Origin of the sequence: Streptomyces sp. NPDC048566, assembly GCF_043199735.1 — a bacterium.
Lineage (GTDB): Bacteria > Actinomycetota > Actinomycetes > Streptomycetales > Streptomycetaceae > Streptomyces.
Window position 1 is genome coordinate 20,360 of the sequence record NZ_JBICWL010000024.1, and the last position, 13,852, is coordinate 34,211.

Below are 13,852 nucleotides of genomic sequence, written 5' to 3' on the forward strand. Positions count from 1 at the left end.
GCCCTCGACGCGGCCAACCCTAGCGGCTGGCGTAAGAGTACGGCCATGATCAACCAAAAAGTGACATGCGCTGACGCCGGATTGCCCCGCATATTGATCGCGTTGCGTCACACCGGTGACGCTGTACGGTCCCCACCAGTGATCTGTTCGTGTCTTGACGGTCCTCGAGAGGGATCGATTGGATCGTCGGGACTGTCAGACCGCACGCACGCCCCACCCATTGCCAAGTCTGGATGACACACGTGACCATCGCGAGAAGTACCCGAACGTCCGCACCGTACGCTGCCACCCTGCTGGTCGTGGCCGCGGCCGCACTGACGGGCTGCGGTTCCTCCGACGACTCCGGCACGTCCGACCCGCTGAAGGGCGACACCGCCAAGGGCGGAACGGTCGTGGTCGGCTCCAACAACTTCCCCGAGAGCATCCTGCTCGCCGACATCTACGGCGAGGCCCTCAAGTCCAAGGGCATCAAAGTCAGTTACAAGCTGAACATCGGCAGCCGCGAGACGACGTACGGCCTGATCAAGAACGGCACGATCACCGTCCTGCCGGAGTACAACGGCGCGCTGCTCGCCTACCTCGACGCCAAGGCCGCTCCGAAGACGGTCGAGGAGACCAGCGCGGCCATCACGGCCAAGCTCGACTCCAAGCTGAGCCTGCTGAAGCCGTCCAAGGCCGAGGACAAGGACGCGATAGCCGTCAACGAGGCCACGGCGAAGAAGTACGACCTCACGGACAAGTCGACCATCTCCGACCTCGCCGACGTGGCGAAGGACATGGTGATCGGCGGCTCGCCGGAGTTCCAGACGCGCCAGCAGGGCCTGAAGGGCCTGAAGTCCGTGTACGGCCTGGAATTCAAGAACTTCAAGGCGCTGGACGCCGGCGGCCCGCTCACCGTGGCGGCCCTGAAGGGCAACAACATCCAGGCCGCCGACATCTTCTCGACGGACCCCGGAATCACGAAGAACAAGTTCGTCGTGCTCCAGGACCCCAAGAGTCTTTTCGGTTTCGAGAACGTGACGCCGCTGACGTACAAGAAGGGCTTGTCGAAGGCCGGCGTATCGGTCCTCGACGAGGTCTCCGCGAAGCTCGACACGGAGACTCTGGTCTCGCTCAACGGGCAGGTGCAGAACGACAGCAAGGACCCGCTGGACGTGGCGAAGTCCTGGCTGTCCACGGCCGGACTGAGCTGACCGGCGCGCAGTGACCCGGTGACCGGCGCGCCCGTGCCGCATCCCTGCCCGGCACGGGCGCGGGCCCGTCCCGCGCCCGCCCCGACGCGGGGCCGCGCACGGGACGGGCGCACGGACCCGGCCGCGCCTCAGTTCCGCGAGCCGGGCGCGAGGGCCCGGCCGGCCTCGGCGGCCGCCGTGCCGGCGCCGTCGGCGCGGGTGTCGCCCGCGGCCCGCGGGCCCGCCGGGCGTCCCGCGCGCCGGGCCGGCACCAGGAGCGCGGCGAGCGCGGCGGACAGGCAGAGCAGGGCGAGCAGGGCGAACCCGTGGGTGTACCCGGACTCGTACGGCAGGCCCGAGGGCTGGAGCCGGCCGGTCACCAGGACGCCGGTGACGGCGGCGCCGACGGCGCCGCCGATGGTGCGGACGTTGGCGTTCATCCCGGTCGCGGCGCCGGTCTGCTCGGCCGGGACGCTGCCGACGATGAGGTTGGCCATCGAGGCGAACGCGAGGCCGATGCCGAGGCCGAACACCCCGGCCGCCAGGGCGATCTGCCACGGCCTGTCGTGCCACAGGGCGAGCACCGCGCACGCGAGCGCGCCCAGCGAGGCACCGGCGACCAGCAGTTTCTTGGCGCCGACGACGGGTTCGAGCCGGCCGCTGAGCACGCCGGAGCAGAACATGGCGATCAGCATGGGCAGCATGAGCAGTCCGGCCGCCGTGACGCTCGCGCCGAAGCCGTAGCCCGCCGAGCGCGGGGTCTGGACGAAGCCGGGGAGGAACGACCAGATCGCGTACATGCCCGCGCCGAACAGCAGCGCGGCGGTGTTGGTGGTCCACACGGCGGGCTGCCGCATGACGCGCAGGTCGATGAGCGGGCCGGCGGAGCGGGCCTCGCAGCGCAGCCACAGGGCGAAGACCAGCACGGCGGCGGCGAACAGGCCGATCACCCGGCCCGAGCCCCAGCCCCACCGGTGGGCCTGGCTGAGGGGCAGCAGCAGGGCCACCAGCCAGCCCGACAGCAGGGCCGCCCCGAGCCAGTTGACCCGCCCCGCGGCCCGCCGGGGCGACTCGGGGACGTAGCGCAGGGCGATGAGCGCGGTGACGGCGACGATGCCGACGGGGATCCAGAACAGCCAGCGGTAGTCCAGGGCGCTCACGATGGGGCCGGCCGCCACCATGCCGACTCCGCCGCCCGCGGCGATCACCGCGGACAGGTTGCTGATGCTGCCGCTGACCCGGGAGGCGGCGAACTCGTCGCGGATGATGCCGAACGACAGCGGGAAGAGGGCGCCGCCGACGCCCTGCACCACGCGGGCGGCGATGAGCACGCCGATGGTGGGCGCGAGGGCGGCGAGCAGACAGCCCGCCAGGACGGCGAACAGCACGGCGACCATCGTGCGTTTCCTGCCGATCAGGTCGCCGACCCTGCCGAGGATCGGTGTGAAGACCGAGGCGGACAGCAGATAGGCGGTCATCACCCAGGTCGCGGTGGACTGCGAGGTGTGCAGCGCGTGCTGGACCGTCGGCAGGGCCGGTGCGATCAGCGACTGCAGCATGGAGAACACGCCGGCACCGGTCGCGAGGACCGCGAAGGTGAGGCGGGTGGACGTGCGGGGCATGGAGAGCCTCTCCGGACAGGATGCGGCCGAGATCGTCGGGCCGCGGTCGTACGGGACGGGCGGGGCGCGGATCGGCGCCCGGGCACACCGGCGTCCGCGACGGCGGTCGCGCGGTGCGGGACGGGAGGACGGGACGGTGCGTCGGTGCACGGCCCGCCGGGGTCGAGAGCCGCGGGCGCGTGCGCGTCGGCGTCGCGTGCGGCCGCACGCGACGGACGCCGGGACGCACCCCGGCTGTTAAAGTGGAGGTACCCCTCCACTGTAGCGGAGGCACCCCTCCGCTTCAACCCCGATCCAGCCGGGAGGCAGCAGTGACGGCAGAGCCGTACCCCGTCAGCGAGATCGTCGCGTCCCGCCGCCCGCACCGCAAAGACGCCGCCCGCAACTACGACGCCCTGCTCGCGGCCGCCCGCGAGGCGTTCGCGGAACGGGGCGCGGAGGCGTCCCTGGAGGACGTGGCGCGCCGCGCGGGCGTCGGCATCGGCACGCTCTACCGGAACTTCCCCACCCGCCGCCACCTCTTCGAGAGCGTCTACGCGGGCGAGGTCGAGGACCTGTGCCGGCTCGCCGAGGAGGTGTCCGGCCTCGCGCCGTGGGACGCGCTGACCTCCTGGCTGCGGCGCTTCGTCGCCTACACCGTCACCAAGCGGGCCATCCGCGAGGCCCTGAACGACGAGTCGGAGATCTTCCTGGCCTGCCGGGACTCGATGTACGCCGCGGGCGGCCCGCTGTTCACCCGCGCCCAGCGGTCCGGCGACGTCCGCACCGACATGGACTTCGACGACCTGGTGCGGATGATCGCCGGCATCACCGCGACGAACTTCCTCGACGACGCCCAGCGCGAACGCGTCCTGTCGGTGGCCCTGGACGGGGTGCGGGCGCCGCTCAGTCGCGGGGCAGCAGGGTCCCGAGAGGACCGAGATCGAGGTTGAGGTCCTCGGGACGCACGCCGTGCTGCTCGCACAGCTCCGTCATCCGCCGGTCGAGCAGCATCAGCGTGGTGCCGATCTCGTCCATCTGCTCGTCGGTGAGATCGCCCTGGTCGACGCGGCGGATGGCCTGCCGCTCCATCAGCTGACGGAGCAGCTCCACCACCGTGAGGACCAGCGTGACCAGGTCGCGTCCGACCCGTTCCGCGTCCAGGTCCAGCCGGGAGCCGGTCACAGGGGGCCTCCGTCCGCCCACGGCGCGGGAACCCGCTCGCTGACGGACGACAGCAGCGCGTGCAGGGACACCCGCACGAGAGGGACGTCCGCGATGGCGATGACCAGGTCGCCGCTGACGACGACCCCGGTGGCCAGGACGCGGTCGAGCAGGTCCACGAGCGGCACGCCCACGGGGCCCTGAAGCGGGCCGGGACTGTCCCAGGACACCACCTCGCGGGTCATCCGCCCACCTCGCCGACGAACGAGTACGGGACCCAGGGCCCGGACAGCTCGACGTGCGCCCCCGTCCGCTCCCGCAGGGTCCGCGCCAGGGCGGCCAGTTCGCGGGCGCGGTCGTGCGCCACCAGGTAGGTGGCGTTCAGGACCTGGAGCCGGTGCTCGCCCGGCGCCCGGGGGTGGACGCGCAGCCGCCGGGACGCGGCGGCGACCCGCCGTACCGCGGTGTCCACGTCCTCCGCCGTGCGCAGGGCCTCCTCCTGGCCGCGCTCGCGGCGCTCCTGCGCGCCGCGCCTGCGCTGCAGATAGGCCAGACCGGCGCCGGGTGCCGGACGGGACCGGTCGGCCGGGACCGGTTCCGGCTCCGGCTCCGGCTCCGGCGCGTCCTGCCGGGGCCCGGACGGAGCCGCGTAGACCTTGACACCCCATTCGGCGTGCCCGGCGATGCGCCCGAGCGCCTCGCGGAAGCGCGCGCTCTCCCTCTCCAGCGCCGCACGCGCCGCGGTGTCGCCGTGGTAGAGCGTCGCCATCGGCAGGGGGATCGTGGGGCAGCGGCCCGCCACCGCCGAGACCACGTCGTGGTGGGCGCGGGCGTACCGCTCGATTTCCCCCGGATCGGCGAGCCGGGCCTGCCAGGCATCGTCGGTGAAGTCGCCGGCCCGGACGCTCTGGACGATCGCGGTCAGGTCGCCGAGCGCGAGGGTGGCGACGGGCGCGCCGTCGGCCATCCCCCGCAGCCCCGCGACCGCGTCCGGACCCGGTCCCCGGCAGACGGCGAACACGTAGGTCGCCGTGGCCTCCTCCGATGCAGGCGGTCGCTCCGTCATGCGCTCCCCGTCTCCCGTCGCTCTCTGGTCACCGTCATGTCGCTGCCCTGTCGCGGTCCTCGCGGTGCCGCACCGGGGAGCGAGGGGCGGTCGCCGGCCTCACCCACCGGCAGGATCGCCTTCCAGTTCCTTCAGCCGTGCGCGCAGCTCCCGGTTCTCGTCCTCCAGGGCGTTGCGCGAGGCACGCGAACTCAGCGCCGGGTCCGTCTCCCACCAGTCGATCCCCGCCTTCTTGGCGGTGTCGACCGAGGCGACGAACAGGCGCAGCCGGATGGTGAGCAGTTCGATGTCGAGCAGGTCCACCTTGATGTCACCCGCGATCACGATGCCCTTGTCCAGCACGCGTTCGAGGATGTCCGCCAGGCTGGCCTGCTGCGGGCCCGCCACTTGGTACGGGCCCGCCCCGAAGTCGACGTCAGTCACGGGCCCGCCTCCGCGCCCGTCGCCGGGGTGCTTCCTCTTCCTCTTCCTCGTCGGCCTCGTCGGCCTCGTCGGCCTCGTCGGCTTCCTCTTCCTCGTCCTCCTCCTCTTCCTCGTCGGCCTCGTCGTCCGGGGCCTCGTCGTCGTAGGCCTCCTCGTCCTCGAAGCCGTCCTCGTCCGGTTCCTCGCCGTCCTCGTACGCGGAGTCGGCGTCGGCGTCGTCCTCGGGCCCCTCGCCGTCCTGCTCGTCCTGCTCGGATTCCTCGGCCTCGACGGCGTCCTCGTGCGACACGACGACCTCGCCGTCGCGGATCTCGCCGCGCCAGCCCTCGGGCTCCTCGGTGGTCAGCGTCACGTACCGCTGGAAGTTCTTGAAGTCCAGCCGCACTCGGCGGCCCTGGGCACGCCAGAGGTTGCCCGTCTTCTCGAAGAAGCCCGACGGGTAGTACTCCATGACCAGCACCACGCGGGTGAGCGTGGGGGCCAGTTCGTGGAAACTGACCGCGCCGCGGGTGGTGCCCTTGGCGCCCTCGGAGGTCCACACGATGCGGTCGTCGGGGATCTGCTCCTGGACGGTCGCCTTGAAACTGCGGGTCGACGGGCCGACCTTCACCTTCCAGTCGCTCTCGCCGTCGTCGCCCATGGAGACGTCCTGGACGCCCTTGGTGAAACCGCTGAACTGGTCGTACTGCGTCCAGTGGTCGTAGGCGTCACGCAGCGGGATGCCGATGTCGAGGACCTCCACGATGTTCATGAGCTTGCCGCCGCCGGACTTCCGTTTGCCCTTGCCCCCTCCCCCGAAGACGCCCTTGGCCTTGTCCACCACGTTGTCCTTGACGCCCTTGGCCTTCTCCGAGACGAACGCCTTCAGCGGTGAGTCGCCCTTGAGGATGCGCGAGCCGATCGCGGGGAGCGATCCGCCGTTCTCCGCCGAATCGGTGAGGCTGCCGGTGATGTCGGTGAGTTTGTCCCCCGCCTTGTGCGCGAGGTTCTCGACCTGCGCGGAGAGGAATTTGCCGATCTCCTCGCGCAGTTGGTCCATGCCCGGCGCCGAATCGGCCGCGCCCTCCCGCTCCGTCTCACTCATGGCCGCCTACCTCCCCCGACCGCTTCGGCTCGACGCGGTCCGCTTCGCCGAGGACGTCTTCTTGGCGGCGGACTTCTTCGCGGGAGCGGTCTTCTTCGCCGCCGTCTTCTTCGCCGGAGCCGACTTCTTCGCCGCTGCCTTCTTCGCCGGAGCCGACTTCTTGGCGGCGGCCTTCTTCGCCGGGGACGTCTTCTTGGCCGCCGCCTTCTTCGCCGGAGCGGTCTTCTTCGCCGCCGCCTTCTTCGCCGGAGCCGACTTCTTCGCCGCCGCCTTCTTCGCCGGGGCGGTCCTCTTCGCCGCCGACCGTCCGGCGCCGGCGGCGTCCTTGCGCGCCGCGCTCCTCGCTCGGGACGAGGAGCGCCGCCTCGGCGCCGGCTCGGGCTCCTCTTCGTCCTGCTCCTCGTCCTGCTCCTCGGCCTCCGCCTCGTCCTCCTCCTCATACTCGTCCTGCGGCTCCTCGTCCTCCTCTTCCTCCTCGTCGTAGGCGCCCTCGTCGGCCTCGTCCTCGTCCTCGTACCCGTACGCGCCGTCCTCGTCGTCGGACGCGTACTCCTCCTCGTCCTCCTCGTCGTACGGCTCGGTGTCCTCGTCGTCCGGTTCGGGCTTCCCCCCGATCAGGGCGGTGCGCTCGCTGATCGCCCCGGCCAGATTGCCCATGCTGCGCTGGGCCGCGGCGGCCATCGCCTTCCGGCCGGCGTCCAGCACCTCGCCTCTCAACTGCTCCTGCAACTCGGCCACCTGGGGAATCTCCGCCAACCTGCGCGCTCCCTCGGCGGCCAACTGACGCGGCTCCAGACCGAAGCGGCGCCCCGCCAGATAGGTGGCGACGGACAGCGCGAGTCGGCCCTTCTTCGTCCGGCCGAGCACATAGCCGCCGACGACGGCAGCCGCCAGGGCGACTTTTTCCTTCTCATCCATGACTGGGTCACCTTCGATCAGTAGGCGGGGAACACGCCTGGGCCGCCTGCAAGCGGTCGAGCAGCCGTTCCTCTTCTCTTTCGAATTCCTGCAGGGTGATGTCACCGTTCTCGAACTCGCGATTCAGCAGGGCCAGTTGCGCCCGCAGGACCGCGGGGTCGTGCAGCTCGCGGTCGGCGGCGTCGTTGAGCTTCTCCGCCACCCAGACGACACCGCGCACCGGGGCGATGGGCAGGGTGAGCAGTCCGGTGATCAGTCCCATGTCACCCACCGACTCCGGCGGTCCGGGCGGGCGCGTCCTGCGGGCCGACGAAGCTGTAGCAGGGCAGCGGCTCCGACACCCGCGCCTGCATGCGCTCCCGGTCGGCGGAGGCCAGCCGGTCCGCCTCCGCGCGGAAGGCGTCACTGTCGTCCCGGCCGACGAGGAAGGACGTGTTGAGCACGCACCCCTGGACCTCCGGGCCGGCAGCCGCTTCGCGGGCCAGCGGGCCGAGCGCGCGCACCGCCCGGCGTCCCGCCTCACGGGCCCGGTCGTCAAGGGCCAGCGCGATCGACTGCCCGAGCCGGAGACTGGCCTCGTACCCTGGCCGCCTGCGGGCCGCGTCCCGGAGTCTGCGGACTTTCGGGTCGTCCTCGACCAGCCGCGCCAGCGCGTCCTGCGCGGGGAAGATCTTGACGTTGACCTCGACGCAGTCGGCGACCCGCTCCAGGGTGAGCAGGTGCCGGGCCTCGCGCTGCGAGAGCTGGTCCCGCAGGGTCCGCTCGTCCGGCGCGACCGTGCCGAAGCGCATCGGCAGGACCGGTCCCCGCTCCGCGAGGAGCATCAGCAGCGCCTGGTGCGCCAGCAGGTCGCGACGCCGGGCGCGCAGCACGGCGGGTACCGCGCTGACGACGGCCGCGACCTCTCCCTGACGGACGGACCGCACCCGGGCCGGGGGGTCGTCCACCCCCGCCGCGCCCTTCGGCAGCGGCTGTCCCGAACGCACCACGGCGTACACGTAGAGCCCGTCGGCCGTCACCGCTCAGGCCTCCGCGCGGCGGCGGCCGGCACCGGACCGGGCGGGGGGACGGCGCTTGCGCGGTCGCTCGTGCTGCCGCCCCTCGTCCTCCTCCGCCTCGTCGGAGTCGTCGTCGCCCCCGCCGACCACCTTCTTGACCGAGTCGCCGATGGACGACGCGGCGTCCCGCACCTTCCGCTTGCCGACGGACTTGGCGACCCCGCCGCCGAGGAGTTCGGGAATCGTCGTGCTGCCCGAGTCCCGCTCCAGGTCGAGGCGGTTGCACGCCTCGGCGAACCGCAGGTACGTGTCGACGCTGGCCACCACGATGCGCGCGTCCACTTTCAGGATCTCGATGCCCACGAGGGAGACGCGGAGGAACACGTCGATCACCATGCCGCGGTCGAGAATCAGCTCCAGCACGTCGTACAACGTGCCGGCGCGCGGCGGGCAGGCCACAACCTCGTCGCTATAGGTGGTCGCGGTCATGAAGGGTCCCTCCGGTCGTCGGGAAAACCTGCTCGCGGTCACTCATCGGCGGATCCCCGCCGATAGCGGCGGACCCTGCGGTACTCCAGAAGTTCGCCGTCCTGGTCGAGCCGTACCTCGTAGGAGGCCAGGAGGCTCGTCGTGTCGGGAATCCGGGCCATTTCGAGGACGTCGACCACCACGACCCAGCCGTCCTCCTCCCGCGCCACCGCCGAGACGCCCTCGGCCGGGTGCCCGATCAGGTCCGCGAGGCTCTCCCGTGCGGCGCGTGCGGCATGCACCGCCCCCCGCACGGACGGTGTGCGGCGAGCGGTCGCCGTGGAGGACTTCCTGGCGCGGGGCCGACGCTCTTCTGCCATGTGCCCAGTCTGGTGGAAATCCGGCATCCCGCACCTCGGGCGCGGCACCCGGGCGTCGGCTGCGCACGAGCCCCGTCCGGCACGGGTACGACCGCTGGTCAAGCGCTTCTACTCCGGATCGGCGATCACCGCGGGAAGGGCGCTCCCCGTCGTCGGTAAGCACCTCCTCCAGCGGAACGTCATCAAGATCGGTATCCCTCTGATCGGCGTCCCCCTCGCCGTCCTGCTGAACCGCTACACCACACTCCTCGCCGGCCGGCACGCGCGGGCCGTATTCCGGAACGAGGCGCGGGTGATCGAGATCGCCGAGGGAATCAGCGAGCGCAGTCGCCACCCGCAGTTGATGCTGTGGGTCGCGTGGCTCGTACTCAGGGCGAACGCGAAGGCCAAAATCGCCGACGACGAGGCGCTGCTGATGCGGCATCTGGTGCGGCTGGTGCGGGAGCGGCACGAGGTGGTCGACGAGCGGCTCGCGAACGTCGTCGACCTCGACCCCGCCGAGGTGTGGAAGCGCGTGGCCGCCGTGGACGGCGACGTCGACTCCCGCGAGAAGGCGGTCCTCGCGGAGCTTCGGGAGCGGTGCGGCCGGGGCTGACGCCCCCTACGGCACCGCTCGCACGCCACTCCCCCGCCGCACGGCCCGGACTCCCGTGCACAACGCCCGGCCGTACAGGCGTCGCTCCTGTTGGCACGCCCGATGCGGTCGCAGCGCCGGCCGCATGCACACGACGCTCTCCCCTCCCCTCGGCCCCACGGGGACTGGCGAGTTCGCGATGTCCTTCACCTGGACCCCGCGAGTCGCCCGCATGGCCCGGCTGTTCGTCTCGCTCTGCCTGGACTCCTGGGGCCACCCCTACGACAGCGACGTCAACGAGACGCTGACCCTGATCACCGCCGAGCTGTGCGCCAACGCCGTACGGTACGGGCGGGTGCCCGTCCGGGGCTTCCACGTCCGGCCGGCCCTCGGGGGGAGGAGGACGGTCGGCTGCGCCTGGAGGTGTCCGACACGCGCGCCGAGCGCCGGCCCGTCGTCACGTCCGCCGCGGACCGGACGCCGAGTCCGGCCGCGGCCTGCTCCTCGTCACGGCGCCGGCCGACGACTGGGGCGTCACCGACCGCTGCCACGGCCCCGGCAAGACCGTGTAGGCGTGCCTGAACGCATCCCGCCGCTCGGTGGAATGACCGTGCCGAGCGCGCAGCCCGATGTCGGTCTTCCCGGATACGCTCAGCCACGATGTTCCACGTGTGGAACATGTCCATCCATCCGCGGAACCCGGACATGACGGAGGGGCGATGCTGACCCGGTCGGAGGTCGAGAGGTTAACGGACCTGCTACGCCTGCCCATCGACTTCGGGCCCTTCACCTGTAGCGCGGGAGGAAGCGGCCACCAGCCGTCGCGCAGGCATGTCCTGCCCCGCAGGTGAGAGGCGCAGTACCTGGACCGCCACCGCCTCACCCCCTCATCGAGCCGATCACGCGGCTCGAAGGCCCCAGAAACGACAAATTACCGGTCGAGTCACATGACTCGACCGGTAATTCGTGAACGCTTCGGGACGATCTCGTGAACGTCCCACTGCGGTGTCCGAGGGGGGACTTGAACCCCCACGCCCGATAAAGGGCACTAGCACCTCAAGCTAGCGCGTCTGCCATTCCGCCACCCGGACCAGGTGTCCGCCGCCCGGCCGGGGGTGGCCCCCGCGGCGACGAAGACAACAATAGCAAGCTTTCGGAGTGCCCTTCACCTGCATATCCGGGCCCCCGGAGCGGGTCCGCACCGGGAAACGGGAGTGCGCCTACAGTCTCACCATGAGTGACTGGATGACTACCGGCGGCCTGCCGGAGGGGCGGCGACCGAGGGCGTTGTCGCCGCTGCGCGAGCATCTGCGGGACACGTTCTGGTTCGCGCCGACCGCGGCGATGGTGCTCGTCTTCGTGGTCTGGGCGACGGCCGGGGCGATCGACTCCGCGATCGTCGCCTCCCTCCAGCGGTCGCGGGACTACGCCACGCTCGACGAGCTGCTGCGGCTCGCGGACGACACCAAGACCGTCGTGTCGGCGGTCAGCTCGGCGATGATGACCTTCATCGGCGTGGTCTTCAGCATCTCGCTGGTCGCCGTGCAGATGGCGAGCGGACAGTTCAGTCCGCGCGTGGTGCGGATCTTCGTGCGGAGCCGGATCACGAAGGCGACGTTCGCGGTGTTCCTCGCCACGTTCCTGCTGTCGCTCCTCGTCCTCACCTCCTACGAGTCGAACGTGGACGCCCGCCGGGTGACGTCGGTCCCGCTGCTGCAGTCGGTCCTGACCCTGCTGATGCTGGGGCTGAGCCTGCTGCTGTTCGTGCTGTACGTGAACCAGACGCTGCGGCTGATGCGCGTCAGCCATGTCATCGACCACATCACCCGGGACGCGTTCCGGGTCCTCGGGCGGATGCCGGTGGCCCGGTCGACCGGGGAGGAGGGGGCGCTCGGTGCGGAGACCGCGCGGGTCGCCCACCAGGGGCGGGCCGGGGTGCTGCGGGACGTCAACATCGCCCGGCTGGTGCGGGCCGCGCGGCAGCAGGACGTCGTGCTGCGCCTGATCCCGCGCATCGGCGACTTCGTCGTCCCCGGGACACCGCTCCTCGCGGTGCACGGCGGGCCCGCCCCCTCGCGGCGGTCGCTGAGCTACACGGTGACCGTGGGGGTGGAGCGGACCTTCCATCAGGACATCGGGTTCGGGCTGCGCCAGCTCGCCGACATCGGTCTGCGGGCGCTGTCCGCGGCCGTCAACGACCCGACGACCGCCGTCCAGGCCGTCGACCGGATCGTGCAGTTCCTGTCCGCCGTCGCCCGCCGGCCGCTCGACGCGGCGCTCCACCGCGACCGGCGGGGGACGGTCCGCCTGGTCCAGCCCGTGCCCGGGTGGACGGAGCTGGTCGATCTGGGGTTCGCCGAGATCCGGGCGTGCGCGGTGGACAGCCCGCAGGTGACGCGGCGGCTGGTCGCCGGGATCGACGACCTGCTGCTCGTCACCCCGAAGGAGCGGCGGGAGCCGCTGGTCCGGCACCGCACCCTGCTCGTGGAGGCGGTCCAGCTCGCGGTCGCCGAGCCGGCGGACCGCGGCTTCGCGCTGCGGCCCGACCGGCAGGGCATCGGCTAGGTGTATGGCCCTGTGAGGTTGGAGACCGGGCCGGGGCCCGGGCCGCTCGCGTACGTGCCACCCCGGCCGGCGCGGTCGCCGCGACGGGGAGGCGGGCCCGGTCGTTCGCCTGCCGTGGTGCGGCGCACAGCGCCTCGTGGACGCGGGAGCCGAACCGGGGAGGGTCACCGCGCCACCCGGGGTGGCGAGTCGGGCCCCGGGAGGGTCACCGCGCCCCGCGGAGGCGGGAGTCGGGCCCGCGACGCCGCAACGGTCCGATCACGCCGGGGCCTTGTGGGGGCCGCCGACCGGCGGCACGGATTCCGGGGCCGCACGGGCCGCCGGGTTCCCGGCCCGGCCGGCGTCAGCCGGTCTCCGGGCCGGCGGCCCGGTGCCCGGTGCCCGGTCAGGGGCAGCGCACGACCTGGCCCGCGTACGAGAGGTTCCCGCCGAAGCCGAAGAGCAGGACGGGGTCGCCGGTGGTGATCTCGCCGCGCTCGACGAGCTTGGAGAAGGCGAGCGGGATGCTGGCGGCGGAGGTGTTGCCGGACTCCACCACGTCCCGCGCGACGACGGCGTTGACCGCGCCGATCTTGTGGGCCAGGGGTTCGATGATGCGCAGGTTGGCCTGGTGCAGGACGACGGCGGCGACGTCCTCGGGGGCCAGTCCCGCGCGTTCGCAGGCCCGCCGGGCGATCGGCGGGAGCTGGGTGGTCGCCCAGCGGTAGACGCTCTGGCCCTCCTGGGCGAAGCGCGCGGGGGTGCCCTCGATGCGGACCGCGTGCCCCATCTCGGGCACCGAGCCCCACAGCACCGGGCCGATGCCGGCGGGCACGGCCGGTGCGCAGGCCTCGACCACGGCGGCGCCCGCGCCGTCCCCCACGAGGACGCAGGTCGTGCGGTCGGTCCAGTCCGTCACCTCGGACATCTTGTCGGCGCCGATGACCAGCACGCGGGTCGCGCCGCCCGCGCGCACGGTGTGGTCGGCGGTGGCGAGGGCGTGCGTGAAGCCGGCGCAGACGACGTTCACGTCCATGGCCGCCGGGGAGGGGATGCCGAGTCGGGCGGCGACCCGGGCGGCCATGTTCGGCGAGCGGTCGACGGCGGTGGACGTGGCGACGAGCACGAGGTCGATGTCGCCCGGTGTCAGCCCGGCGGCGGCGAGCGCCTTGGCGGCGGCGTGCGCGGCGAGTTCGTCGACCGGCTCGTCCGGCCCGGCGATGTGGCGCGTCCGGATGCCCACCCGGGTCCTGATCCACTCGTCACTGGTGTCGACCAGGCCCGCCAGGTCCTCGTTGGTGAGTACCTTGGCGGGCTGGTAGTGGCCGACGGCGGCGATCCGTGAGCCGTTCATGAGTGGTCCCCCTCGTTGCCTTGGGTAGCGGGATCCACCAGTCTGATCAGTGACTCACGGGTACGACGGCAGGTGATGCCACAGGATCTGGGCGCCAGGCTTGTCG

The 13,852-nt window shown here is 72.0% G+C and carries 16 protein-coding genes and 1 tRNA gene; 4 read left to right on the plus strand and 13 right to left on the minus strand.

Going from position 1 to position 13,852, the window contains the following annotated elements; translation table 11 throughout:
• The first annotated feature begins 233 nt into the window (after positions 1-233).
• Entirely contained in the window at positions 234-1,193 is a 960-nt protein-coding gene (locus ACGFS9_RS26900; RefSeq protein WP_393256782.1) for an ABC transporter substrate-binding protein, read from the plus strand.
• A gap of 128 nt (positions 1,194-1,321) precedes the next feature.
• Here ACGFS9_RS26900 and ACGFS9_RS26905 read toward each other — a convergent pair whose 3' ends face one another.
• A complete protein-coding gene (locus ACGFS9_RS26905) occupies positions 1,322-2,794 on the minus strand; it encodes an MFS transporter (RefSeq protein WP_393256783.1) in 1,473 nt (490 codons plus the stop codon).
• 311 nt (positions 2,795-3,105) lie between these two features.
• Between ACGFS9_RS26905 and ACGFS9_RS26910 the strand changes: the two genes are divergently transcribed.
• Complete coding sequence (locus ACGFS9_RS26910) at positions 3,106-3,726, plus strand: TetR/AcrR family transcriptional regulator (protein WP_393256784.1); 621 nt, start codon at positions 3,106-3,108, stop codon at positions 3,724-3,726.
• Here ACGFS9_RS26910 and ACGFS9_RS26915 read toward each other — a convergent pair.
• The 10 genes from ACGFS9_RS26915 to ACGFS9_RS26960 form a co-directional block, all read right to left on the minus strand.
• A complete protein-coding gene (locus tag ACGFS9_RS26915; protein ID WP_393256785.1) occupies positions 3,680-3,958 on the minus strand; it encodes a gas vesicle protein K in 279 nt (92 codons plus the stop codon). The genes ACGFS9_RS26910 and ACGFS9_RS26915 overlap by 47 nt on opposite strands.
• Positions 3,955-4,182 carry a gas vesicle protein gene (locus tag ACGFS9_RS26920; protein ID WP_393256786.1) on the minus strand — a complete coding sequence of 76 codons (228 nt, stop codon included), beginning with the start codon at positions 4,180-4,182 and terminating at the stop codon, positions 3,955-3,957. The genes ACGFS9_RS26915 and ACGFS9_RS26920 overlap by 4 nt, the downstream gene beginning before the upstream one ends.
• Positions 4,179-5,003, minus strand: a complete 825-nt coding sequence (locus ACGFS9_RS26925; protein WP_393256787.1) for a GvpL/GvpF family gas vesicle protein — start codon at positions 5,001-5,003, stop codon at positions 4,179-4,181. Before ACGFS9_RS26925 ends, ACGFS9_RS26920 begins: the two co-directional genes overlap by 4 nt.
• 99 nt (positions 5,004-5,102) lie before the next feature.
• Entirely contained in the window at positions 5,103-5,426 is a 324-nt protein-coding gene (gene gvpJ / locus ACGFS9_RS26930) for a gas vesicle protein GvpJ (RefSeq protein ID WP_393256788.1), read from the minus strand.
• Positions 5,419-6,510 carry an SRPBCC family protein gene (locus ACGFS9_RS26935; RefSeq protein WP_393256789.1) on the minus strand — a complete coding sequence of 364 codons (1,092 nt, stop codon included), beginning with the start codon at positions 6,508-6,510 and terminating at the stop codon, positions 5,419-5,421. The genes gvpJ (ACGFS9_RS26930) and ACGFS9_RS26935 overlap by 8 nt, the downstream gene beginning before the upstream one ends.
• 6 nt (positions 6,511-6,516) lie before the next feature.
• Entirely contained in the window at positions 6,517-7,428 is a 912-nt protein-coding gene (locus ACGFS9_RS26940) for a histone protein (protein WP_393256790.1), read from the minus strand.
• A gap of 7 nt (positions 7,429-7,435) precedes the next feature.
• A complete protein-coding gene (locus ACGFS9_RS26945; RefSeq protein WP_393256791.1) occupies positions 7,436-7,690 on the minus strand; it encodes a gas vesicle protein GvpG in 255 nt (84 codons plus the stop codon).
• 1 nt (position 7,691) lies between these two features.
• Entirely contained in the window at positions 7,692-8,447 is a 756-nt protein-coding gene (locus ACGFS9_RS26950) for a GvpL/GvpF family gas vesicle protein (protein WP_393256792.1), read from the minus strand.
• A 3-nt stretch (positions 8,448-8,450) separates the two neighbouring features.
• A complete protein-coding gene (gene gvpJ, locus ACGFS9_RS26955) occupies positions 8,451-8,915 on the minus strand; it encodes a gas vesicle protein GvpJ (RefSeq protein WP_393256793.1) in 465 nt (154 codons plus the stop codon).
• A 38-nt stretch (positions 8,916-8,953) separates the two neighbouring features.
• The gene (locus ACGFS9_RS26960; protein WP_393256794.1) at positions 8,954-9,274 is read right to left on the minus strand and encodes a gas vesicle protein; all 321 of its coding nucleotides are present in this window, start codon (positions 9,272-9,274) and stop codon (positions 8,954-8,956) included.
• Here ACGFS9_RS26960 and ACGFS9_RS26965 point away from each other — a divergent pair.
• Positions 9,273-9,869, plus strand: a complete 597-nt coding sequence (locus ACGFS9_RS26965) for a hypothetical protein (RefSeq protein WP_393256795.1) — start codon at positions 9,273-9,275, stop codon at positions 9,867-9,869. The two genes, ACGFS9_RS26960 and ACGFS9_RS26965, sit on opposite strands and share 2 nt — an antisense overlap.
• A gap of 985 nt (positions 9,870-10,854) precedes the next feature.
• Here ACGFS9_RS26965 and ACGFS9_RS26970 read toward each other — a convergent pair.
• Positions 10,855-10,939, minus strand: a tRNA-Leu gene (locus ACGFS9_RS26970).
• A 142-nt stretch (positions 10,940-11,081) separates the two neighbouring features.
• Between ACGFS9_RS26970 and ACGFS9_RS26975 the strand changes: the two genes are divergently transcribed.
• The gene (locus tag ACGFS9_RS26975) at positions 11,082-12,413 is read left to right on the plus strand and encodes a DUF2254 domain-containing protein (RefSeq protein WP_393256796.1); all 1,332 of its coding nucleotides are present in this window, start codon (positions 11,082-11,084) and stop codon (positions 12,411-12,413) included.
• A gap of 385 nt (positions 12,414-12,798) precedes the next feature.
• Here ACGFS9_RS26975 and ACGFS9_RS26980 read toward each other — a convergent pair whose 3' ends face one another.
• A complete protein-coding gene (locus ACGFS9_RS26980; protein ID WP_393256797.1) occupies positions 12,799-13,746 on the minus strand; it encodes a beta-ketoacyl-ACP synthase III in 948 nt (315 codons plus the stop codon).
• Positions 13,747-13,852: the final 106 nt, after the last annotated feature.